Raw genomic sequence first — 23,111 nt, 5'->3', positions numbered from 1 at the left:
TTTTCTTTGCTGATGTAAATTTACATTGCAATTGGCCTATCTTTATAGTCCAGAAAACACAAACAAGGTAGTCCAGATATGCAATTTCCGAATGGCCTGGTAGTAATTGATAAAAGCTCGCAAATCCCTGTTTATTTGCAAATAGCGAATGGTATTATCAGCCATATTCGCAGGGGAACTTTAAAGCCAACGTCTGCCTTGCCATCAAGCAGGGCATTGGCTGCTGATCTGAAGGTTCACCGCAAGACGGTGGTAGCGGCATACGACGAATTGTATGCGCAAAGCTGGGTTGATGCTTACCCGCGCAAAGGCCTTTTTGTAGCCAAAAACCTGCCCGATGTAGCGCCAAGAAAAATAGCGACAATTACGCAGCAATATGTTTACCCGGAAAAGACTTTTTTTGATGTAGCCGCCGAGAAGTTTCCTTTACCCACACCGTCCGCAAAGAAACCGGAAAACAATTTAGTGTTAAATGACGGCTTCCCTGATACACGCCTTGCCCCAGTCGACTTGATGGTGAGGGAATACAGGCGGTTTGCAGGGTACCAGTTTACTTCAAAATATTTGATGTACGGGCCTGAGCAGGGATCAGAAAATTTAAGGAATGAACTAGCCCGTTTTTTTGGCGAAACCCGCGGCCTGCAGGTTCAGCCTGAAAACATCCTGATAACGAAGGGAGTGCAAATGGCGCTCTATCTCACTGCAAAAGTATTGCTTACAAAAAACGATGTTGCCATCGCAGGCGACCCAGGCTACGATGGTGCAAACGAAGTTTTTGAACAAACGGGCGCTAAATTAATGCTGGTGCCCGTTGATGAACACGGGATAGTTGTAGATGCCATTGAAGCTATCTGTAAAAAGAAGAAGGTAAAACTGGTTTATGTGATCCCCCACCACCACAGCCCCACAACAGTAACCTTAAGCGCCGAGCGCCGGATGCAGTTGTTGGAATTGGCGCGGACGTATAAATTCGCCATAATTGAGGATGATTATGATTACGATTTTCATTACGCCAGCAGCCCTATCCTGCCATTGGCCAGTGTTGACTATTATGGCTCAGTAATTTATGTTGGATCTTTTTCAAAAACCATAGCGCCGGGTATTCGGATAGGGTTTATGATAGCCCCGCAAAATTTCATTAAACAGGCCACGCGGTTCCGCAAGCTTATCGACCGGCAAGGCGAGCAGCTTTTGGAGGAGGCGATGGCTAACCTGTTAAAAAACGGCGATATAAGCCGGCACCTTAAAAAGGCGAATAAAACTTGTCACGAACGACGGGACATACTATGCAGCCTGTTACATGAAAAACTGGACGGATATGTTCGTTTTAAAATCCCGGACGGTGGTTTTGCTATATGGATGGAATATCTGAACGGACTTAAACCACATGAAGTATCTGCGAAAGCAGCAACCATGGGCCTGAACATCAGTGATGGCAGGGGTTATTTTCATGATCCGGATTATCAGAATATTGGTATCAGGGTTGGCTTTGCATCATTAAATCCAAAGGAGCTTGAGCAGGCGGTTGAGATCTTAAAAAATGCGATCACTGCGCTGACCTCTGCTTAAACATGGAAGAAAGGTCGTTGAGACGCAATAGTTTGCGTCTCCTATGCAACTGGCATTGTAGATTTGCGTGGACGATAGTTTGCAGAATTTAAATAATGACCGTCTTTTCAGCGGGAGACGCAAAATATTGCGTCTCTACGATAATATTTCTTCTATCATTTTAACTTTATTCCTTTTTGGTAGAGACACAATGAGGTTTTATTTTTAAATATCATTCTTTTCAACACATAAAGCGAGCATTTTTGTTAGGCATTTTGAGCTTGCATAACCTGTGCCGGCCTGTTATTGCTATCACTTATTTATTATCTTTGCAAGCATCGTATTGTACTTATGGAACAAACCCAACTGGTTAAGGGCCTTAACATAAATTTTAATGAAACCGGCGAAGGCAAACCGCTTGTTTTTCTGCACGGCTGGGGCTCAAACCTGCAGGCCTTCACAAAAATACAGGAACACTTCACGCCTAATTTTCACATTTTCGCCATTGATTTACCGGGTTTTGGTAAAAGCCAGGAACCCAATGAGATTTGGGGGGTTGAAGAATACACCCAATTTATAGAAGAGTTTTTCAGGGTAAAAAATATCAGCAATCCAATCCTTGCCGGTCACTCCTATGGCGGCAGGATCTCGATTCTTTTTGCGTCGCGCAACCCGGTTTTAAAATTAATTTTGCTGGATAGCGCTGGTATTAAACCGAGCCGATCGCTTGAGTATTATATAAAAGTTTACTCGTACAAGGCCGCTAAAAAAGCACTGCCATTGTTTGTGGGCAACAATAAAGCCCAGGAAATAATGGAAAGCTACCGTAAAACTGCCGGATCGAGCGATTATAACAATGCTTCGGGTGTGATGCGGAATATTTTGGTTAAATCGGTTAACGAAGACCTTAAGCATGTAATGCCATCGATAAAAGCCCCTACCCTTTTAATTTGGGGCGAAAATGATACGGCCACGCCAGTTAGCGATGGGCAAACAATGGAAAAGCTGATCCCCAACGCCGGGCTGGTAGTTTTAAAAAATGCCGGTCATTTTAGCTTTGTTGAAAAGCTGCATGAATTTTTAATTATATTGGATAACTTTCTACAGGCCGATAAGAAAAACGCTTAATGGATAACATACTATTTTTTATTGCTCTTGCAGTTTTATTGGTTTATGCATTTGCAAAGCTCAGGTTCGAGTTGCACATGATGCAGTTAAACTCATACCGTAACGACCGGTATTTTAAATGGCTTAAAACCAATTTGATCCTTTCAACCCGGGTTCTGGAAGTTATTGTGCTTGTTATTACCGGCATCATAATCCTGCTTGCCAGCCCGGTTGTAAGCAGTGTACTATTTATATTATTGTTTGGTTTACTGGCCTGGTTGCTGTTTATTAAAAAGCAGAAAAAACCGGTAGTGTTCACAAAACGCGCGCAAAGGCTTTTCGGGCTAACGTTCGGGCTTTCTGTAATAGTTGCGTTGGTTTACTTTTTTGTAACCGGTAAAACGCTTTGTTCGCTGTGGGTTGGTGGTTTTGTATTATTGTTGAGTTTTGTTTTTATCGCGATAGCAAATGTTTTAATCGCACCGATTGAAAAGTCTATCAACAACTGGTATTATAACGATGCTAAAAAGATCCTTGCCGACAGGCCTGACCTGATCATTATTGGCATTACCGGCAGCTATGGCAAAACCAGCACCAAACACTTTTTATACAGGATCCTATCCGAAAAATACAACGTGTTAATGACCCCCGGAAGTTATAATACTACCATGGGTGTTATCAAAACTGTTCGCGAGGAATTGCAGGCTACCCACCAGGTTTTTATTGTGGAGATGGGCGCCAAGCAACCTAACGACATTAAGGAGATTTGCGATTTAGTACATCCTCAAATCGGCATCCTCACCGCAGTTGGAGAGCAGCATTTGGAAAGCTTTAAAACTATCCAAAATGTTCAAAAAACAAAATTCGAGCTAATCGACGCTTTACCCTCCGGCGGACTTGCAGTATTGAACGCAGACTACGAATTTATAGCCAATCGCCCGGTTGCCGACAGAGAAACAGCCCTGTATTCGTCGGATAATGAAAAGGTAGATTTTTATATAAAAGATATTTCTTATTCTGCACGGGGCTCAGCTTTTTCGGTTTATCAAAAAGGCAAACACCTTGCCGATTTCGAAACCAAGTTATTGGGCAGCTACAACTTATCGAACATATTGGCAGGATATATCGTGGCACGGCACCTGGGTGTTCCGGATAGCAGCGTAGCATTCGCCGTTAAGAAATTGGAGCCGGTGCAGCACAGGCTGGAAGTTAAAGTACATCCAAATGGTGTTACAGTTATTGATGATGCCTTTAATTCAAACCCGGTTGGCTCAGGTATGGCGCTTGCTGTTTTAAAGGCGATTGAGGGGCAGCGAAAGATCATTATAACACCAGGTATGATCGAGCTTGGCGAGAAACAGGAATATTATAACACCCTTTTAGGTGAACAGATTGCAGAAAGCTGCGATTATGCTATACTTGTGGGTAAAAACATAACTTTACCAATTATGAAGGGGCTGAAGAACAAAAACTACCCCGACAATAAAATATACGTTGCTCAAAACTTTAAAGACGCCGTAAATCATTTAGGCGGCATGACGCGGGCGGGCGATGTGTTATTATACGAAAACGATTTGCCCGATACATACGAACTATAGACTAATTATTTAGAGAACAAATGAAGATCAAAGTAGGTGTTATTTTTGGCGGACGGTCAGTTGAGCACGAAATTTCTGTTATTTCGGCACAACAGGCTATCGCTGCATTTGATAAGAACAATTACGAAATTACCCCCATCTATATTACCAAAACCGGCAAATGGTACACCGGCGACGCGCTTTTAAATGTAGATAATTATAAAAATACAGATAACCTTTTAGCGCAGTGCACCGAGATTTATTTGTCGCCCGCCTACGGCGATTTCACTATTAATGCGATGCAATCGTCCATTTGGAAAAGCAAGGAACTTGGCAAAATAGATATTGCATTCCCCATCATCCACGGCACCAACGGCGAGGACGGTTCGTTACAGGGTTTGCTTGAACTAAAGGGAATTCCCTATGTTGGCTGTGATGTTTTATCCTCGGCCATTGGCATGGATAAGATTATGATGAAGATGGTTTTAAAGGAGAGCAAGCTGCCCGTGGTTGACTATACCTGGTTTACCGACCGCAGCTGGCACCTGGATAAAGAGACCATCATTGAAAATATTAAGAAAATCGGTTTCCCGGTTATTGTAAAACCATCAAACCTGGGTTCAAGCGTTGGGGTATCAAAGGCGGCCGATGAAGCAGCTTTAATAGATGCAGTTGAGCTTGCCAGCCGATTCAGCGCCCGTATATTGGTTGAACGCATGGTAACCGACCTGAAGGAAATTAATTGCTCCGTTATAGGCGATTCAGCTAATCAAAGCGCCTCTGTTTGCGAGGAGCCTCTTGGTGCTGGCGATATTTTAAGCTATAAGGATAAATACATTACCAAAGGCAGCTCATCAAAAGGGATGACAAGCACCAAACGCCAGATCCCGGCTAATATACCAAAGGAACAAGCTATGCTGATCCAGGACCTGGCAAAGGAAACCTTCAGGGTCCTTTCCTGCTCAGGTGTGTCGCGAATCGATTTCCTGGTTGATAAAAAGGACAATAAGGTGTACGTAAATGAAATAAATACCATACCTGGCTCATTATCTTTTTATCTTTGGGAGGCAACTGATAAAAACTTCGGTCAGCTTTTAAAAACGCTGATAGACGTAGCCCTTAAACGCCAGCGTGAGCGCGACAATTTGATTGTGAGCTACGGTGAAAATATATTTAACATGAGCGCCGGATTGTCGAAATCGGGCAAATCATAAAACAAAAATGCTATGGCTGCTAAATATGTATCAATAAATAACCAGCTGTTTTTAGAGGAAGATGCCAAAATTGGCGTCGCCGACCTGGCTATGCACCGCGGCTATGGCATTTTTGACTACCTTAAAGTTATTGATAACCGGCCCATATTTATCGAGGATCATTTAGACCGATTCTTTAATTCTGCAAAGGAGATGTACCTGGAGGTTGAGCCTGACAGGGAACAGCTCAAGAAAACTATCCTTGAATTAATTGAAAAGAACGGGATAGCAACTTGTGGTGTTAAATTATTGCTTACCGGCGGTTATTCCACCGATGGATACGCAATGGGTAAACCCAACCTCATCATCTCGCAATATCCGCTCAACATGGAGCAGGAAAACGAGTTTGACATGGGCATGAAGCTGGTAACTTATGATCATCAACGCCAGCTCCCTTTCATCAAGACTATTGACTACCTGATGGCGGTAAGGCTGCAGCCTTTTATGAAGCAGAAAAATGCAGATGATGTGCTATACCACAACACCGGCGTTATAACCGAGTGCCCGCGTGCCAACTTTTTTGTAGTTACCGAGAAGGAAATCTGGACACCTGCACACAATATTTTAAAGGGAATAACCCGCAGTAAGGTTTTAAAATTCAGGATCAGCGGCTATCCGATAGTTGAGAAGGACTTCAGCATTGACGACTTCAAAAATGTTCGCGAAGCATTTATAACCAGCACCACCAAGTATGCCTACCCGGTATCATCTATTGATGGCAGGATGATCGGTAATGGGAAAATAGGCCCGGTTACCAGGCAGGTCAGGGATCTGTTGTTTAAATTGACTTACGCCAAATAGTATTAGCTATATGAAATCTATCATTCCCCTAAAATTAATGCTCCCAATTGGCTTGTTATTATTAGCTGCCAGCTTTATTCTGAAACACTTTTTTATACTGCCTGATTTTGTTGATGGATTCCTTAAAGGGATTGGTATCGGTATTATTTTCATATCCATAATCAAGCAGTGGTATATGAAACAGGAGAACGCTAAATAGAATACTACCCTTAGTATTGGCAATGTCTATTTCCGCGGAATTTTCACTTGAATTTCATCTCCCCATCACCTAAAAACCTTATAAAACGCTGCCTTCCCTCCTATAGTATCCAACAAAAAATATATAAAATTATCACCTGATTTATTAGTTTAAACTAAAATATTAGTTGTTTTTGTGCGTTCATTTGGCTCACTTAAACAACAAACAACATGAACAAATTTTTGATTTTAATCGCAGTATTTCTATTTACTTACCAATTTGTAAATGCACAAACGGAGAAGGGAAACCAAACGCTTGGTGTTAATCTTGGGTTTCAATACAGCAAAGCCAGTGATATAGCGGTAAACCCGGGCGACAACTCGGTAACAACTACAAAAACCAATTACAACAGCTTTAATATCGGCCCGAATTACAGCTATTTTATTGCCGATAAACTGGATCTTGGCACCTCGCTTTCTTACTCCAAATACCTATCAGATAATAGTAATAATGTGTCGAACCCAAAAACTACCGGGCATAGCTTCCAGGCGATGGTGTTTTTGAGAAAATACTTTTTGTACGATAATAAAATTGGATTTAGAGTTGGCCCCTACCTGGCTTACATGTATGGCGATTCAAAAAACACTTATGCACCTGTAAATTCCATTTATAGTGTTGAAAATAAAAACTACAATTACATGGGCGGGTTTAATTTGGCGCTGGTATATTACCCTACAAAAAAGCTGGGCGTTTCTGCCAACATAGCCAATCTTGAATACGATCACGCTAAAAACACCGCGAGCTATCAAAATGCGGTAGACAATGACCATGGCAAAAGTAATAACGTCTATTTCGATTTTATTAATAATGGTTTATCGCTCTCTGTATTCTACACTTTTGGCGGATAATGTCGATTAAAAAATCTCCAGGCGAATAAATCCGCCTGAAGATCTGAGAGCAGGTGAATCATCATATGGGATCCCGGACTAAGTCGACAGGATGACATTCCAAATTCAATTTCGGGCGTTTAAACGGCTTTTTTCTACAAAATCAGTCAATCTTAAAAAAAATAAAAAAAACTGAAACTTTCGAAAAATAGTTGTCGTATAACAACACTCATTGAGCGCCCTGCTCATCAATAATTTATCAAATCAAAAAGACTCCTGGCGCGAGGCCGGGAGCCTTTTATTGAGACTAATATAAATATTAAATTTATATTCTCAATAACGTTTTGATTCACAGGGCTTAAATTTTTAGTTTAGATAGTTTACTATAGGATGGAGTTTAGATAGCTGGTAAGAAATTACCGGCTATTTTTTTTATTGGAGATTCCACCGATTATTGGAAGATCGCACCGATTAAATAGATCTTGCGAAGATGATTTACCTGATTTTGTACCCAGTTTAACATAATGTTACTGCCTACTGCCTACTGCCTACTGCCTACTGCCTACTGCCTACTGCCTAACACTAATCCAACGCCTCTGCTATTTCCATGAAGCCTTTTTCGCGTGCAAGGTCCGCAGCGAGTTTGCCGCCTTCCATGCGGGTGGTAACATCGGCGCCATGTTCCAGTAATAAAATGAGCAGGTCGATATTGCCGTTTTGGGCCGCTGAGTGCAGCGCTGTTGCGCCTGCCTGCTGCTTTACATTTATTAAAGCATTGTTTTCAATTAGCATCCTGGCAATTTGGGTGTAATTGCCTGCAGCAGCAGAATGTATGGGGTATACCCGAAAACCATTGTTCGACGGCATATTTACGTCAGCCCCTTTTAGCACCAGGTATTGCGCTATTTCATAGTGACCGAAATAACAAGCCAGGCCAAGTGGCGTAAAACCATCCTCGGCGTAAAAGTTAATAGCATCAGGATGATTATAAACAAGATTGGCAACCACATCGAAGCGGCCAGCGGCTGATGCTTCAAAGAGGTTTATCTCGTCGAGATATTTTAGAATGATAGCAGTAACCTCCGGCTTTTTGTAATAGCAGGAAAGCATGAGCGGTGAAACCTGGTGACTGGTACGGCTTTTTGCCAGCGCAGGGTTCTGCGCAAGCAGGGCGTCGAGGCTGCCCAAATCGGCCATAGTGATGTATTGTTCCAGCTTTTCAACACTCATTATTTTTGCATTAACTACAGGTTAGTATATAAATTACTGGTAAATATAATAAATACCTGCTTTTTTTCACATTAAGCAAATATTCTAATTAGAACAAAGGCGCTAAACCGATCTAAATAGGCGAAAATTACGCAAATATTGCTGGTTGTGCTGGATTGACCTGGGTCGCAGGAGCATTTTAAACAAAAGAAGTCATGCCGAACTTGTTAATAAATTCCTTTAGAAGTGTTTGTTAATTGCTGCCTTCCGGTATTTAGTTTTGCTTTAATACGTTGACCTATAATTGCAGAATATTCTTCCGAACCGAGTTTGTTAAGGTGGAATACATCATCAAATTTTTCAGGGTGGTAGTTAAAACGTGGGTCTGTTGAGTAATCTAAAAAAATAACATTTGGATATTCCCTACTAATTTTTTCGATCAACCCCCTTTCTAAAGTTTGATTATCCAGGTAAAATGCATTGTTTAGTATAGTTGGCGAAATAATAACAAGCGTTGTAATTTTTTCCCTGGCAGCATTTTCCAAAAACCGTTTGAAATAATTTATCGCTTTTATATCGGCAACTTCGTTCTTTTTACGAGTTCTTAGCGCTCTTATATTCATCCTTTTACTATAATCCTCCATCTCCGGCTTCGTCATAGCTCCCGTAAGGGGTAAATATCCATTGTCATCCTTTTCGGCAGATTTTGCAAAGAAAATATTGTGGGCCAGGATAAAGGCTGAGGAATTATAAGGATAGGTTTTAGAAAATAGCTTATATGTTTCAAAAGGGCTAACCTCTTTTATATACTTTATAAATTGTTGGTGCTCATCGCAATAAGGCAATAAAATATCAAGCTTTTCGTATTTTGATTTATCAATGCCCAATTCTCTTGGGGTTATGTCTAATATGATAACTTTAGGGATATGCCTGCTTAGGGAAATTTCTTCCATAGCCGCTGAATAGGGAATCATAAGCCCGTCGCGACCTGAGTCATAACAACTTAGTCCGGTGTATTTCGATATTATACTAGGTGAATAATGTCGTACCGCTCTTGAACTTCCAAAAATCATAACATCCTGGAAGGTACTGTCAATGGCGTAAGTGGTTTGGCTAAATTGCCCTACCCGCTGGTTAAAGTATGCTTTTTTCAATCCAAAACCCACTAGTCGATCGGCTGCAATAAGTATAACTGAAAACCCCGCTAATCTTACGAAAAATCTAACGACTAATTTGTTTTTCATCAAAATTGAAAATATATGAATTGGCTGCCATTAAATACACCAAAAATAATTATCCAGAGAATTGTAAAAACCAGGGTACCCCATCTTAGCATAATATTTGGCGAACTGAAAAAGTTAAACTTGCCGGGGAAGTACTCTATCTTATATTCTAAAATAAACAAGAGCACGATGGCTAAAACAGATTGAGCAAAATTGCTGACCCCATCGCCTATAAATGGCATAGCCCCAAAGCTTTTTAAATTATGAATGAGCGTAAAGGCATCTTTAACAGAATTTGCCCTGAAAAATATCCACGCAAACGTAACCAGTGATATAGTAAATACAATATTACCGAACCGCATTAGCGCTGCGGCGAATTTATTTTCGGGTGTTTTACGCAGATATGGCTTGATGAGAATATATACCACAGAATACAAACCATGTAATACACCCCAAATAATGTAGGTGTAGTTAGCGCCATGCCATATCCCGCTCAATAAAAAAACGATGAACACATTTAAGTACCTGCGACCGCCGGACACTTTGCTGCCTCCTAAAGGAATATACACGTAATCGCGAAACCAGGTTGAGAGGGATATGTGCCATCTTCTCCAAAAATCCTGGATATTGGAAGCAAAATACGGTCGATCGAAGTTCTTCATCAGATCAAACCCCATTGTTCTTGCACAGCCTATAGCGATATCCGTATACCCCGAAAAATCACAATAAATTTGTATGGCAAAAAAAAATGATGCAATAACAATGGTAGTGCCGTTGTGCATATCCGGATTGTTATAAACGGAATTTACAAAAATCGAAAGCCGGTCGGCAATTACCAGCTTTTTGAAAAAACCCCATAACATCATTTTCAGCCCCGATTGCATCAGATCGTAATCGAACGAATGCCTGGTATGCAACTGAGGCAGAATATTTTGGGGCCTTTCAATTGGTCCTGCAACCAATTGCGGGTAAAACATTACATATAAGCTGTAAATACCAAAATGTCGTTCGGCCTTTTGATTACCGCGATACACCTCGATGGTGTAACTCATTGCCTGGAACGTATGAAAGGATAAGCCGATAGGAAGTAATATTGTTAAATAAGGGATGGGGTTATGATAGTTGAATTTGTGTAACAGGATATCGACATTGAGGTTTAAAAAATTAAAATATTTGAAAACAACCAGGATCCCTACATTAGTAATTAAACTTGCTGCCAATAGCAATTTTCGTCGTCGGGGAACATGTTCCGCTTCAATTAATATCCCGGCGAAATAATCAACAACAATGGTAAAGCCCAGTATGAGAATATAAACGGGAACAAATGCCATATAGAAATAGCAACTTGCCGCTAACAATATTATCCATTTGAGTTTGTGCGGAACGGCAAAGTATAAAATCGTTACGATTATGTAGAATATTACAAAATCAATGGAATTAAATAACATATCGCTTTAAGGAATATTGGCCTTGTACGCAGGTAATTGTCTGAAAGTTAAATTGTAATTAATTTTTTACAAGGACTGTACTTTTTTAAAAAGTGATTAAACCGGAAGATATAAATGTTTACTAATAAAAAATTCGACTAGATAAGTTGTTTAATCTATTAACTTTATATTTGCATAATAACAGGGTTACATCAGGATGCCGGTAAAGGGAAATCAATTTAAATCAAATAATTTCAAGGAAGAAAATCAGCCGCGCCAGCCATCTGCAAAGACGGAGAGGGAGAGGCCTGTAAAGCAAAAAGCTTACTCGCAGCAGTCGTACGAGGTATTGAACAGCAAATTGATAAAGATATTTGGCTTGTTTTTACTACTGCTTTCTGTGTATTTTCTACTGGCCTTTACCTCCTACCTGTTTACCTGGCAGGAGGATCAAAGTTATGTTTCTCCAACGAATGGCGGCTGGCATAACCTCTTCCGCACCACGCAGGAATTGATGGAAAATGGTGTAAAATCCCCCGTTACCGACAACTGGGCCGGTAAATTAGGCGCACTGCTATCCAACCAGTTCATTTATGAATGGTTCGGCCTTGCTTCCTTTGTATTTGTATTCGTATTTTTTGTTAGTGGCTATCGCTTGCTTTTCAAGGTGCGTTTGCTTTCGATGAGCAGAACATTGGCTTACAGCTTCATTTTGCTGATATTTGTTTCGGTAGCAATAGGCTTTTTCCACGCCTTTATGACCGATACGCCGAATTACATGGAAGGTGGCTTCGGCTACTGGAGCAACCGCCTGCTTGATGCCCAAATTGGCGAGGCAGGTACCGGCGGTGTGCTGATATTCCTGGCGCTAACCATATTGATAATTGCCTACAATATTGACTTTAAGATCCCTAAACGCAGCAGCAAAACTGTTGCTACTGCGGCTGTGGATGAAATAGTGCCCGAGCCCGTTGACCTTGTTGATGAAGAGATTTCCTTACCTGTTGAATGGCCCGGCAGCCGTGCAAACAAGCAGAAGGAATCTAAGCAAAACGTTGAAAAAACCGTTAATCCCGAGCCTGTAAAGGAACAACAGTTTGTTCAGAACCCAATCTTTCATGAACCTGTTGTGTTAACACCGGACCCTGAAAAAGCAGATGATACCGAAGAACAAAACGATATCCCGTTAACGGTTGGCCTTACCCGCCCTACTCCTATCTTAAACATTGAGGAGGCAGATGAAGCTAAGAAGAACAGCTTGCTTGATCAGTTCGGCATATACGATCATAAGCTTGATCTTGCATCCTATAAATATCCGCCGCTCGATCTGCTGGAGAATTACGGTTCAAACAAAATAAGCGTTGATTCAAGCGAACTGGAAGCAAACAAAAACAAGATCGTTGAAACGCTGAACCATTACAACATCGAGATTGACAAAATAAAGGCGACCATCGGGCCAACTGTTACTTTATATGAAATTATCCCCGCACCGGGTGTAAGGATCTCCAAGATCAAGAACCTGGAGGACGATATTGCCCTGAGTCTTGCAGCGCTGGGCATCCGTATAATTGCGCCGATGCCGGGTAAGGGTACAATTGGTATTGAGGTTCCGAACCAGCATCCGGAGATGGTTTCCATGCGGTCGGTGTTATCGACAGAAAAATACCAAAATACTACGATGGACCTGCCTATTGCCTTAGGTAAAACCATCAGCAATGAAGTATTTATTGCCGATTTGGCCAAGATGCCACACTTATTGGTTGCTGGTGCTACCGGACAGGGTAAATCGGTTGGTATTAATGCCATATTGGTTTCTTTGCTTTATAAGAAACACCCTGCTGAACTGAAATTTGTTTTGGTGGATCCCAAAAAGGTGGAACTTACCTTGTTCCGCAAGATAGAAAGGCACTTTTTGGCCAAACTGCCCGATGAGGCCGATGCAATTATTACAGACACAAAGAAGGTAGTAAATACGCTGAACTCGCTTTGTATCGAGATGGATCAGCGTTATGACCTATTGAAGGATGCGCAGGTGCGTAACCTTAAGGAATACAACGATAAATTTGTACACCGCAAAATAAGCGATCCTGAAAAACACCGTTACCTCCCATTTATTGTGCTGGTGATTGACGAGTTTGCCGATTTGATGATGACGGCAGGCAAGGAAGTTGAAGTACCGATTGCCCGTATTGCCCAGCTGGCACGTGCTGTGGGGATCCATTTGGTGATTGCAACACAAAGGCCGTCGGTAAACATCATTACGGGTACCATTAAGGCCAACTTCCCGTCGAGACTGGCTTTCAGGGTATTGTCGAAGATTGATTCGCGCACCATCTTGGATAGCGGCGGCGCTGATCAGCTGATCGGTCGCGGGGATATGTTGTTATCTACCGGTAGTGATTTGATCCGTTTACAGTGCGCATTTGTTGATACGCATGAAGTTGAGCGCATTTCGGACTTCATTGGTAACCAGCGCGGGTATCCGTCGGCTATGCTGTTGCCTGAATATGTTGGCGAAGGCGAAGCCAGCAGCACCAAGGAGTTTGATCCCGACAACCGCGACCCGATGTTTGAGGACGCAGCACGTTTGATTGTATTGCACCAGCAGGGCTCAACCTCGTTGATCCAGCGTAAGATGAAGCTGGGTTATAACCGCGCAGGCAGGATAATCGACCAGTTGGAAGCCGCAGGGATAGTAGGCCCGTTTGAGGGCAGTAAGGCGCGCGATGTGTTATATCCGGACGAATACAGCCTGGAACGTCATTTAGAAACACTTCAGAAAAACAATAATTAAACCTTTATCGTTACTATTGCTCTTAATGCTATAGAATTGATGAGCCTAACGGATCATTAAGAAGGAATGAAACATTTTTTTAAAAATACTTTCTAATACAAAGCGGATAAAGATCCGGAACGACAAAATGAAGAAATTACTCTTATTATCATTATTCACCATATTAAGCGCAGGTTACACCTTCGCTCAAAAGGACGTTGCCGCAAAGGACATTTTGAACAAAGTTAGCGCCAAATACAAAATGTACGATGTAGTAAAAACCGACTTTGTTTTTACTTTAGATAATCAGCAGGCCGGGGTTAAGGAATCTCAAACAGGAACCCTGGTTGCCAAATCAAAGCTCAACAAGTTTAAGGTGAGCCTTTATGGTAAAGATGCAGCTACCAAAAACGTTGCCGAGCAAGAAATTATCAGCGATGGCAAAACCCAGTGGACCTATCTAAAAAAGGATAACGAAGTGCAGGTGGGCAATGTTGATAACAGTGGCGGAGGCTTAAATCCGGCAAAGATCTTTACCATTTATGAGCATGGCTATAAATACATCTACACCGGCGAAAAGAAGATCGGTGGTGTAATTTACCAGGAGATTGACCTTACTCCCGAAGACGATAAAACATCATTTTTTAAAGTAAGACTGGAAATTGACAAGGCAAAAAAGCAGATCTATAGCGCGTTGATTTTCGATAAAAATGGGAACAAGTACACTTATACCTTAAAAACATTTGTGCCGAATGTAGCAGTTGCCGATAATACTTTCACTTTTGATGCTAAAGCGCATAAGGGTGTTGAAGTGGTGGATTTAAGGTAGTGATTGGTAAACGGAGGTTGAAAAACTTTTGTCATTGCGAGGAGGAACGACGAAGCAACCTCGTCGAAAGCATGGCCGCATTCAGTTCGTAAACCATTCCTTTTTGCCCTGTACAGCTACGAGGTTGCCGCGCTATCGCTCGCAATGACATGAATTTGTAAAGCAACTTCATCACCCCCAACTCATAACCTCAAATAAATTTTATTCTTATCCAAAATCTTTCCGAATGTCCAGCAGATGAGCATGTAAAAGATGGCAAAGAGCAATGAGCCTATTGCTCCCGGCGCTATTACCTGGAAGAGCACTTTATTGATCCAGCCGTAAATATTGTCCTGCGGGGTAATTTGGATCATCCATAGGCAGACAACAAAAAGCTCGGAGAAAAGATAAACCGGCAGCGGGTTCTTCCCTACTGTAGTAAAAAATGCCGTCCAGTTAGCTTTGTTATATTGCCTGATCTCGATAATGTAAACTAAGGTAGATATCAATATCAAATCGATACCTACTGTTAACAAGGTAAACGAACTCGACCATAGTTTTTTGGAGATGGGGAATGCCATGTTCCAGCACAAGGCTATAAAGATAAATAACGCCCCCCAAAGCATCAGCTTCGCGATGGTTTCATAGCGCTTGCCCTTTTCCTGTATATAGCGCCCGGCGAAATATCCACAGATAACATTAACTATAGCCGGCAGGTTACTTAAAAAGCCTTCGGGATCAAAGGCAACACCCTCGCCGTGATACAGGTGATCATCGCCAATAAGAAACTTATCCAGGTAGGTTCCTGCATTGGTGAGCATGCCATAAGGCTGTGCGTGATCGCCAAAAATGAGCAGGATAAACCAATAGCCAAACAACAGCAAAACGCTGATGATAACAATAGCTGTAGTTGATTTTATAAAATGGATCAGCAGTGAAGCGATCATATAACATATGGCTATCCGCTGTAAAACGCCAAGAATGCGGGTATGGCTTATCGGCGTTAACTGGAAATGCCAGCCGTTTATATCATGCAAAAAGAACGGAAACCACGACATTAAATAACCAAACAAAAAGATCAGGGCTGCCCGCTTAACAATCTTCCATACAACCGTCGAATTACTTTGCCCGGCAAACTTTTTCATGGCAAAGCTCATGGCATTACCTACGGCAAACAGGAATGACGGGAACACCAGGTCGGTTGGTGTAAATCCAAACCATGCAGCATGTTCAAGCGGTGCAAAAGGCGCCGCTCCGCTTCCGGGCGTGTTTACAATTATCATAAAGCAGATTGTCATTCCGCGAAATACGTCGAGTGCGAGAAAGCGATTTGAGCTTTTGTCCATAGTTTAATAAATCGTTTAAGGCTGATTGGGAGAAATAAGGCACAATATAGTCCGAAAGTAGGGAAAGTCCGAAAGTTTTTTTTACATCTTTTAGACTTCCAGACTTTACTGACTTTCGGACTTTCCCGACTTTTCTTCCTATTTTTGAAATCCGATGCTTACTGTAACCACCCATACCCTCGAAAAGCTTGAACTGCTGCTCAGAACCAGCGGTTACCGGGTGCGTTATGAAAAAGGGAACTTTAAAACCGGCGCCTGCCTGCTGCAGAACAGCAAGGTAGTTGTGGTAAACAAATTTTCGGGCCTTGAAAGCAAGATCCTGGCGATTAGTGAACTGGCGCGGGATTTAGAGATGGATTATAACTTGCTCGACGAAAAACAAATTGCCTTTCATCAGCAGCTTAAACAAACAACACTGGAACTGTGAAGATAACTTTTTTAGGAACCGGAACTTCGCAGGGCGTACCTGTTATTGCCTGCAACTGCGAGGTTTGTACTTCTACCGATGCCAGGGATAATCGTTTGCGTACTTCCATAATGATTGAGGATAAAAGCAAAGTTATAGTTGTTGATTCGGGGCCCGACTTCAGGCAGCAAATGCTGAGAGCCCATGTACAGCGCCTGGACGCCATAGTGTTCACCCACGAACACAAGGACCATATTGCCGGGCTTGACGATATCCGGGCATTTAACTACCGGCAAAAGGGGCCGGTTGATGTGTATGGCGATTTGAGGGTGCAGGCCGCACTGAAACGCGAGTTCTATTATATTTTCGAAGAATTTAAATACCCGGGGATTCCGCAATTAAACCTGCATACCATTGGATCAGAGCCATTTAATATCGGTCACATCACCTTTACCCCTATAGAGGTTTTACATTATAAATTACCCGTGCTTGGTTTCAGGATAAATGATTTCACGTATATAACTGACGCAAAAATCATTTCGGCCGAAGAGACGGACAAGATAAGGGGCAGTAAAATACTCGTGATAAACGCCCTGCAAAAGGAAAGCCACATTTCGCATTTTACACTGGACGAGGCTGTTGCCTTTGCACAGGAAATTGGCGCTGAAAAAACATACCTCACTCATATCAGTCACCGGCTGGGCCTGCACAGTGACATAGCTAAGGAATTACCACGTGGTATTGAGCTTGCTTATGACGGTTTGCAATTGAATATGGCCGACTAAATTATAATTCAACGAAGCTTACCCTGTCCATAGTAGCTTTATAATGGCCCAAATGGCCGGTATTGTGCAGGTCTATCCTGCCCCTAACCGTTATATTTTTGTTATTCATAGGTGTAAACCCGCCATCGCTAGCTTCAAACAAACCAGTGTGGGTACCCTCCAAATAAAGCGGGCAGTCCTGACTGAAGTTTATCCAAATAGCATGTTTATCAGAATGGTCGGTGAATAAGCTATCGTTATATAATGCTGATTGTTCACGTGCTTCCTTATAAATACCCGAAACCTCAACATATTGCTGATCATAGTTTTTAATGCTGTCGATAAGTTTGGTAAATGTTACCTTTTTAAAAGTGATGGCTATATCGCAGTTGCTTTTATAGACCCCTTTATTGTTTTTACAGGATAGCAAAACGACAGACATCAGACATGGAAGCGCCAGTTTACCATAAAGTATAACAGCAGAGCGTTTTGCATAGGTAGATGCCATAACTTTATGTTTTGTTATACTTATTTATCGCGTAGTGAGGTTGTTTGACCGCATTCGGATTCAATGGTTTAATTTTTTTTATTTTTTATTTACAATTTCCGGTTTATATCTTGCGCTACCTAATAATTCCATTTTTACCGTTTGAACTTTACATTTAAATTAAAATAATCAATCTATGAACAAACTATTCTCGGCGGCGCTTATATTACTTTGCGCATTCAGCGCCAAGGCACAGGACGACAAATTACACAAGGATTGGGCCAACATACAGGGTTACGAAGAAAGAAACAACAAATTAGCGGCCCCAGCCAAAGGCGAGAACCGCGTGGTATACATGGGCGATTCTATTACCGAATTCTGGAACAATAACGACTCCACATTTTTCAAAAGCAATTCATATATCAATCGCGGCATCAGCGGGCAAACTACCGGGCAAATGCTGGTACGCTTTCGTGAGGATGTGATCAACCTGAAGCCGAAGGTTGTGGTGATCCTTGCCGGGATAAATGACATCGCTGAAAATAACGGCCCGTCGAAACTGGAGGATGTGTTTGGAAACATTGTTTCAATGGCTCAACTGGCAAAGGCAAACAATATTAAGGTAGTGATATCATCTGTATTGCCTGCCAACAAATTCCCATGGCGGCCATCAATAACCCCTACGGAAAAAGTTATTCAGCTTAACGCAATGTTAAAGGAATACGCTGCTAAAAATAGTATTACCTACCTTGATTATTATTCTGCAATGGTGGATAGCGAAAAAGGCCTGCCGGCCAACCTGGCAAAGGACGGCGTACACCCAACGCTTGCTGGTTATAAAATAATGGAGCCGCTGGCACAGAAAGCCATTGCTGCGGCGATGAAAGTGAAATAATAAAACAAATAGTAAATGAATAAATAAGATAATTATGGCTTATATAATGGTAGATGTAGAAACTGATGGCCCTATACCGGGCGATTATTCGATGATTTCTTTTGGAGCAGTTTTGGTTGATAACGAGCTTGACAAAACTTTTTATGGGAAATTAAGGCCGATAGCTGATGACTTTATCCCGGAAGCATTGGCAGTGTCGGGGCATTCACGGGAGGAAGTAATGACATTTGACGACCCCAAACAGGTTATGACAGATTTTGCAGATTGGATAAAAGCAGTATGTAAAGACAGGCCTATATTCATCAGTGACAATAACGGGTTCGACTGGATGTTTATCTGTTGGTATTTTCATCACTTTACCGGCGACAACCCTTTCGGGCATAGCTCTTACAATTTGGGCAGTTTATTTAAGGGGATGGAAAAAGATACCTTCAAAAACTTTAAACATCTGCGGCAGACGGTGCACACTCACAACCCGGTTGACGATGCCAGGGGAAACGCGGAAGCATTGCTCACGATGAAGAAAACGTACGGGCTGAAAATTAAGCTTTAGCCGCCATTACGATACCCGATTTTCACTACATGCCTATCGTGATGGCTTCTCCGTGCTTTTTAGTTCAATATTTTTATTGATGCTATCTTGCCAACTGCTTTTCCAATCGCCTGTGAACTATTTGTCTTGGCTTATTCTTTTTTGATTTTTTCCGTTTTCCCCACCAAATGATAAACCCGGTTATTGGCAGGCTTGCGCAGATCAGGCTGGCTAAAAAAGCAATGATCTTGCCAGCGAAGCCAAGGATCTGCCCTACGTGGATATCATAGTTCATCTCATTCATCTTCATGCCGGGGCTTTTTTTAGTATGAGGCAGCAGTTGCAAAAGTTTGCCGCTGTACTTATCAAACGTATAGCTGTCGCTGTTATAAAAGTGCAGGGTTTTGGCGTATGCGGTTACGCCTACTGTACCGGCAATTGCGTCATCATCATAAATTAAAAACATTTCTGCCGCGGGAGACTTACTTTGAGCCACCAGCAATGCCCGGTCAATTACCGGTTTATTTATTGTGGCTGATTTTAACAAGGAATCGGATTTAAAAATTGACTTTTCAGATGCATGGATTGTACCCAAATTAGCTACATTATAAATTCCGTTGCGCACCCAGTCGAATGCTATAGACAACCCGGTGATGGCCAAAATAATGGCGATACTCGTTGCGTAAAAGCCTAATACATTATGCAGATCATAATTTACCCGCCGCCAGCGGCCGTTCCATTTTATTTTAAAGCTGCGCTTGCGATCCGTTTTACGTTTAGGCCACCAGAGCACAATGCCGGTTATCATGATCAAAACAAATATGATAACAGAGATCCCAACTACCAATGTCCCGATTTTCGGCGGCAACAAAAGGTACAAATGGATATACTCAACCACGATAAAAAAATTGCTTTGCGGGTCTTCTGTATGGGCAATAACTCCGGTGTACGGGTTTATATAAACGTACTTGAAACCCGTTTTAGGGTGATTTACCAATACCGCGGCGGGCCTGTCCTTACCATAATAATATATATAGTTTGCTTTAGCGCCCGGATGCTGCTTGAGCGCCGTTTGCTTTAAAGCTGAAGGCGCCAGGTATTGCTTGTTTTGTACCTCGACCTTCCGATAACGGTGAATAGCATCCTGGATTTCGTCCTGGAAACAAAAGATACACCCGGTAATACTTACAATAAACACCACCAGCCCGGTTATAAAACCGAGCCAGCGATGCAAAAAAAGTATAGCTTTTTTAAAAGGGGTCATTATTATAGTTTGTATGAAGCGCTTAAAACAAATTGACGGAGCTTTTGAGGATTCACAGTTGTATAGCCTGTGTAGTAATGTTTATCGGTTAAGTTGTTTGCGCTTAAACCAAGGCGGTATTTCGTCCTGTCTAAAAATACCGAGGCATTTACCAGTGTGTATGATGGCAGCGAAAATGTACCCTGGCTCACACTGTTAACTATTTTACTATCGCTGGCGTAGTTACCGCCAAGACCGAAACCTAAGCCCCTGATAGCGTTTTGCGGTAGATGATAGCTAACATATAAATTAGCCAGGTATGGCGATCCGGCAGTGGTTGGCCTGCGGCCCAAAACATCTGCATCTGCATTGGTGTATTTTGAATCGTTGTAAGCAAAACCAGCCACCACGTTAACCCCTGTTAACGGATTTGCAACAATTTCAGCTTCAAACCCCTTACTGTTTTGGGTGCCATCCTGTACCGAGCCGTATACAGCCGAATTTGGTATGGCGCGAAGGGAGTTGGTTAAATTAATGCGGTAATAGCTAATGGTACCATTTAACTTTCCGTCAAACAATGCCAGCTTAACACCGCCTTCAATTTGGTTTGCATTTTGAAGTTTGGCAACTGTAGGTTGGTTATCGCCATTGGTATAAACACCCGGATTGATAAAGCCATTTTGATAGTTGGCAAACAGTGAAAGCACTTCCTTAATTGGCTGATAAATCAATCCAAACTTTGGCGAAAACGCAGTTTGATCAAATGGCTTGGTTTTCTGAAGATGATCGATGTCATAGGTGCCCTGGTTCCTGTAATTATCAACACGTACGCCTGCAGAGGCAATAAGTTGCTCGGTTATGTTGATCACATCAGAAACATAAGCGCTATAGGTATTTGTTTTGTAGATATATGGATAGGTATTGGCAGCGGTTAACGGATTTGCTGCATTGGTTTCATTAACCAATTGCTTGTTAAATGCGCCGTAATCGAAATTTGGGCTGTTGATGGGCGCTACGCCATAAAAATTTCCATAATACACCTGGTTTGAATTGTTGTGCTGCAGATCGAGCCCGAATACAAACCGGTTACGCATCGAGCCTACGTTAAAGTCGCCGTTTATATTTTCCTGGATCTCGGTAGCGTTGAGCTTGCTGTTGCGGGTCGACTGGTCATACCTAAGGATGTAATTATTATTGCCAGGCAAGGGGGTAGCGCCAAAGCTTTCTGCCACGGCATCGGTAACAAGGTAATAATACGGGTTAGGTCCGTTTGAAAAACTGTTTGATGATGTAAACATCGTTTGAGATGTAAACTGATCAGATATTTTATAGGTAGCCTTTGCAAAATAGTTAGTGCTGCGCGAGTATTGATTGATATCGTCGTTTGAATATGCCTGGTTGTAGTTTATCTTCAACTGGTTGGCATTGGTAACGCCCATATCAAGCGGTGATGAATAGAAGAAAAAGAATGGCTTCGCCGAATTGTGCCCATAGAATAATTCGGCCTGGGCCAGGAAAGACAGCCTGTCATTCGCCTTTATCGACAGGCTTGGCGCTACGGCTAACGAGCGGGTCATCCCGTAATTTTGAAAGCTGCCCTCCGTATTGTAGGCTGTATTTAAGCGAAAAAGTACACTTTTACTGGCATTAAGGGGTGTATTTAAATCGAGCGTAGTTCGGCTAAGGTCGAAGTTGCCTACGGTATGGCCAATCTCTACTCCCAGTGTATCATAAGGCTTTTTAGTTACCCTGTTTATCGCACCGCCAAATGAGGTTAAGCCGCTGCCGAACAAGGTAGCAGACGGCCCCTTAATAACCTCAATCTTATCGATGTTTACGGCGTCTATGCTACTGGTAACCAGTCCTGCGACCCCATCGCGTAAAAGGGATTGTGTAGTAAAGCCACGTAAGGTAAAGTAGCTGCCCCCATCGCCTGCCCTGCCTGTAGCATCCCACAGTTTTTGTATACCGGGCGCATTTCTGAGCGCTTCATCCACTGTAAATACCTGTTGCTCTGTAAGCAGCTCGTTTGTTATGGTTGAATAGCTTTGTGAATTCTCGAGATTGCTCAACGGTATTTTCCCAACATCGGCGCTTATCTTACGGGTAAAGCGGTTTGCCCTGTTGGCAATAACGTTTACCTCGCTTAACTGCGACATGCTCGCGTTAACGGTAATTAGGGGCACTTCAGTAGTTTGGTTAGCAGCAACCGTTACCGGCACTTCAACCGGCTGTACGCCCATGTAAGATATAATCAGCGTATATGAACCTGCCGGAGCCTTAAAATTAAATTCCCCATTTTTATTGGTTGCAGAACCAAACCTGGTGTGCATCAAGCCAATGGTGACATTTTCGGCTGCTTCCTTATTTGCAGTTACAACCTTCCCACTAACAGTTCCATTGGATTGCTGGGCATAAAGATTCCCCGTAGTTACAAGGGTTAGTAATATTAAAATGAGCGTGAAAGTTCGAAGAGTGGTAGGTTGACATTTTTTCATTTGCTTTTATTTAGACTAATTATAAATAATGGCGCAAATGTATAACCGACACTTTTAAAAACAAAGCTTTTTGAGGAATTTATTTAGAATGATTCTTAGTAATAAAACAGGAAATTAAGGTACAGGAGCCTATTTAGCTGATTTACAAA

19 protein-coding genes are annotated in these 23,111 nt (G+C 42.1%); 12 read left to right on the top strand and 7 right to left on the bottom strand.

Features of this window, described 5'->3' with window-relative positions; all coding sequences use genetic code 11:
* Positions 1–78: 78 nt before the first annotated feature.
* The 6 genes from pdxR to KXD93_RS17800 all read left to right on the top strand — a co-directional run bounded on the left by pdxR (position 79) and on the right by KXD93_RS17800 (position 7,372).
* Positions 79–1,569 carry a MocR-like pyridoxine biosynthesis transcription factor PdxR gene (gene pdxR / locus KXD93_RS17825; RefSeq protein WP_258138678.1) on the top strand — a complete coding sequence of 497 codons (1,491 nt, stop codon included), beginning with the start codon at positions 79–81 and terminating at the stop codon, positions 1,567–1,569.
* A 330-nt stretch (positions 1,570–1,899) separates the two neighbouring features.
* A complete protein-coding gene (locus KXD93_RS17820; RefSeq protein ID WP_258138677.1) occupies positions 1,900–2,676 on the top strand; it encodes an alpha/beta fold hydrolase in 777 nt (258 codons plus the stop codon).
* Positions 2,676–4,253 carry a Mur ligase family protein gene (locus tag KXD93_RS17815; RefSeq protein WP_258138676.1) on the top strand — a complete coding sequence of 526 codons (1,578 nt, stop codon included), beginning with the start codon at positions 2,676–2,678 and terminating at the stop codon, positions 4,251–4,253. Before KXD93_RS17820 ends, KXD93_RS17815 begins: the two co-directional genes overlap by 1 nt.
* Before the next feature lie 20 nt (positions 4,254–4,273).
* Complete coding sequence (locus KXD93_RS17810) at positions 4,274–5,446, top strand: D-alanine--D-alanine ligase family protein (RefSeq protein ID WP_258138675.1); 1,173 nt, start codon at positions 4,274–4,276, stop codon at positions 5,444–5,446.
* A 12-nt stretch (positions 5,447–5,458) separates the two neighbouring features.
* Entirely contained in the window at positions 5,459–6,286 is an 828-nt protein-coding gene (locus tag KXD93_RS17805; protein WP_258138674.1) for an aminotransferase class IV, read from the top strand.
* A 408-nt stretch (positions 6,287–6,694) separates the two neighbouring features.
* Entirely contained in the window at positions 6,695–7,372 is a 678-nt protein-coding gene (locus tag KXD93_RS17800) for an outer membrane beta-barrel protein (protein WP_258138673.1), read from the top strand.
* A gap of 561 nt (positions 7,373–7,933) precedes the next feature.
* Here the strand turns inward: KXD93_RS17800 and KXD93_RS17795 are convergent.
* From KXD93_RS17795 to KXD93_RS17785, 3 genes are all read right to left on the bottom strand, one after another.
* Positions 7,934–8,581, bottom strand: a complete 648-nt coding sequence (locus KXD93_RS17795; protein WP_258138672.1) for an ankyrin repeat domain-containing protein — start codon at positions 8,579–8,581, stop codon at positions 7,934–7,936.
* Between the two features lie 206 nt (positions 8,582–8,787).
* Complete coding sequence (locus KXD93_RS17790; RefSeq protein WP_258138670.1) at positions 8,788–9,804, bottom strand: DUF1574 domain-containing protein; 1,017 nt, start codon at positions 9,802–9,804, stop codon at positions 8,788–8,790.
* Entirely contained in the window at positions 9,804–11,114 is a 1,311-nt protein-coding gene (locus KXD93_RS17785; protein ID WP_258138669.1) for an MBOAT family O-acyltransferase, read from the bottom strand. Before KXD93_RS17785 ends, KXD93_RS17790 begins: the two co-directional genes overlap by 1 nt.
* A gap of 313 nt (positions 11,115–11,427) precedes the next feature.
* On the opposite strand from KXD93_RS17785, the gene KXD93_RS17780 reads away from it, so the two are divergent.
* A complete protein-coding gene (locus KXD93_RS17780) occupies positions 11,428–14,004 on the top strand; it encodes an FtsK/SpoIIIE family DNA translocase (RefSeq protein ID WP_258138668.1) in 2,577 nt (858 codons plus the stop codon).
* Between the two features lie 127 nt (positions 14,005–14,131).
* Complete coding sequence (gene lolA1, locus KXD93_RS17775; protein ID WP_258138667.1) at positions 14,132–14,812, top strand: outer membrane lipoprotein periplasmic chaperone LolA1; 681 nt, start codon at positions 14,132–14,134, stop codon at positions 14,810–14,812.
* 182 nt (positions 14,813–14,994) lie between these two features.
* Here lolA1 and KXD93_RS17770 read toward each other — a convergent pair whose 3' ends face one another.
* On the bottom strand, positions 14,995–16,137 hold the full coding sequence (locus KXD93_RS17770; protein ID WP_258138666.1) for an acyltransferase family protein: 1,143 nt from the start codon (positions 16,135–16,137) through the stop codon (positions 14,995–14,997).
* Between the two features lie 154 nt (positions 16,138–16,291).
* On the opposite strand from KXD93_RS17770, the gene KXD93_RS17765 reads away from it, so the two are divergent.
* Together KXD93_RS17765 and KXD93_RS17760 are read left to right on the top strand one after the other, a co-directional pair.
* On the top strand, positions 16,292–16,564 hold the full coding sequence (locus tag KXD93_RS17765) for a hypothetical protein (RefSeq protein WP_258138665.1): 273 nt from the start codon (positions 16,292–16,294) through the stop codon (positions 16,562–16,564).
* On the top strand, positions 16,561–17,328 hold the full coding sequence (locus KXD93_RS17760; RefSeq protein ID WP_258138664.1) for an MBL fold metallo-hydrolase: 768 nt from the start codon (positions 16,561–16,563) through the stop codon (positions 17,326–17,328). Before KXD93_RS17765 ends, KXD93_RS17760 begins: the two co-directional genes overlap by 4 nt.
* Position 17,329: 1 nt before the next feature.
* Here the strand turns inward: KXD93_RS17760 and KXD93_RS17755 are convergent, their stop codons facing one another.
* A complete protein-coding gene (locus tag KXD93_RS17755) occupies positions 17,330–17,815 on the bottom strand; it encodes a hypothetical protein (RefSeq protein WP_258138663.1) in 486 nt (161 codons plus the stop codon).
* A gap of 175 nt (positions 17,816–17,990) precedes the next feature.
* On the opposite strand from KXD93_RS17755, the gene KXD93_RS17750 reads away from it, so the two are divergent.
* Both KXD93_RS17750 and KXD93_RS17745 read left to right on the top strand, forming a co-directional pair.
* Positions 17,991–18,689 carry an SGNH/GDSL hydrolase family protein gene (locus tag KXD93_RS17750; protein ID WP_258138662.1) on the top strand — a complete coding sequence of 233 codons (699 nt, stop codon included), beginning with the start codon at positions 17,991–17,993 and terminating at the stop codon, positions 18,687–18,689.
* 34 nt (positions 18,690–18,723) lie between these two features.
* Positions 18,724–19,242 carry a 3'-5' exonuclease gene (locus KXD93_RS17745; RefSeq protein ID WP_258138661.1) on the top strand — a complete coding sequence of 173 codons (519 nt, stop codon included), beginning with the start codon at positions 18,724–18,726 and terminating at the stop codon, positions 19,240–19,242.
* 82 nt (positions 19,243–19,324) lie between these two features.
* Here KXD93_RS17745 and KXD93_RS17740 read toward each other — a convergent pair whose 3' ends face one another.
* Both KXD93_RS17740 and KXD93_RS17735 read right to left on the bottom strand, forming a co-directional pair.
* Positions 19,325–20,485 carry a PepSY-associated TM helix domain-containing protein gene (locus KXD93_RS17740; protein WP_258138659.1) on the bottom strand — a complete coding sequence of 387 codons (1,161 nt, stop codon included), beginning with the start codon at positions 20,483–20,485 and terminating at the stop codon, positions 19,325–19,327.
* Between the two features lie 2 nt (positions 20,486–20,487).
* Entirely contained in the window at positions 20,488–22,962 is a 2,475-nt protein-coding gene (locus KXD93_RS17735; protein ID WP_258138658.1) for a TonB-dependent receptor, read from the bottom strand.
* Positions 22,963–23,111: the final 149 nt, after the last annotated feature.

It is taken from the genome of Mucilaginibacter phenanthrenivorans (assembly GCF_024721155.1).
In the GTDB taxonomy this organism is placed as follows: domain Bacteria; phylum Bacteroidota; class Bacteroidia; order Sphingobacteriales; family Sphingobacteriaceae; genus Mucilaginibacter; species Mucilaginibacter phenanthrenivorans.
This window is presented reverse-complemented; position numbering and strand designations above follow the sequence as displayed.

Bases quoted from the DNA above. Each gene is read 5' to 3' on its own strand.
- KXD93_RS17790 (WP_258138670.1), bottom strand. From the start codon at position 9,804: ATGAAAAACAAATTAGTCGTTAGATTTTTCGTAAGATTAGCGGGGTTT.
- KXD93_RS17810 (WP_258138675.1), top strand. From the start codon at position 4,274: ATGAAGATCAAAGTAGGTGTTATTTTTGGCGGACGGTCAGTTGAGCAC.
- KXD93_RS17750 (WP_258138662.1), top strand. From the start codon at position 17,991: ATGAACAAACTATTCTCGGCGGCGCTTATATTACTTTGCGCATTCAGC.
- pdxR (WP_258138678.1), top strand. From the start codon at position 79: ATGCAATTTCCGAATGGCCTGGTAGTAATTGATAAAAGCTCGCAAATC.
- KXD93_RS17735 (WP_258138658.1), bottom strand. From the start codon at position 22,962: ATGAAAAAATGTCAACCTACCACTCTTCGAACTTTCACGCTCATTTTA.
- KXD93_RS17800 (WP_258138673.1), top strand. From the start codon at position 6,695: ATGAACAAATTTTTGATTTTAATCGCAGTATTTCTATTTACTTACCAA.
- KXD93_RS17785 (WP_258138669.1), bottom strand. From the start codon at position 11,114: ATGGCATTTGTTCCCGTTTATATTCTCATACTGGGCTTTACCATTGTT.
- KXD93_RS17805 (WP_258138674.1), top strand. From the start codon at position 5,459: ATGGCTGCTAAATATGTATCAATAAATAACCAGCTGTTTTTAGAGGAA.
- KXD93_RS17765 (WP_258138665.1), top strand. From the start codon at position 16,292: ATGCTTACTGTAACCACCCATACCCTCGAAAAGCTTGAACTGCTGCTC.
- KXD93_RS17795 (WP_258138672.1), bottom strand. From the start codon at position 8,581: ATGAGTGTTGAAAAGCTGGAACAATACATCACTATGGCCGATTTGGGC.
- lolA1 (WP_258138667.1), top strand. From the start codon at position 14,132: ATGAAGAAATTACTCTTATTATCATTATTCACCATATTAAGCGCAGGT.
- KXD93_RS17740 (WP_258138659.1), bottom strand. From the start codon at position 20,485: ATGACCCCTTTTAAAAAAGCTATACTTTTTTTGCATCGCTGGCTCGGT.
- KXD93_RS17815 (WP_258138676.1), top strand. From the start codon at position 2,676: ATGGATAACATACTATTTTTTATTGCTCTTGCAGTTTTATTGGTTTAT.
- KXD93_RS17820 (WP_258138677.1), top strand. From the start codon at position 1,900: ATGGAACAAACCCAACTGGTTAAGGGCCTTAACATAAATTTTAATGAA.
- KXD93_RS17770 (WP_258138666.1), bottom strand. From the start codon at position 16,137: ATGGACAAAAGCTCAAATCGCTTTCTCGCACTCGACGTATTTCGCGGA.
- KXD93_RS17745 (WP_258138661.1), top strand. From the start codon at position 18,724: ATGGCTTATATAATGGTAGATGTAGAAACTGATGGCCCTATACCGGGC.
- KXD93_RS17755 (WP_258138663.1), bottom strand. From the start codon at position 17,815: ATGGCATCTACCTATGCAAAACGCTCTGCTGTTATACTTTATGGTAAA.
- KXD93_RS17780 (WP_258138668.1), top strand. From the start codon at position 11,428: ATGCCGGTAAAGGGAAATCAATTTAAATCAAATAATTTCAAGGAAGAA.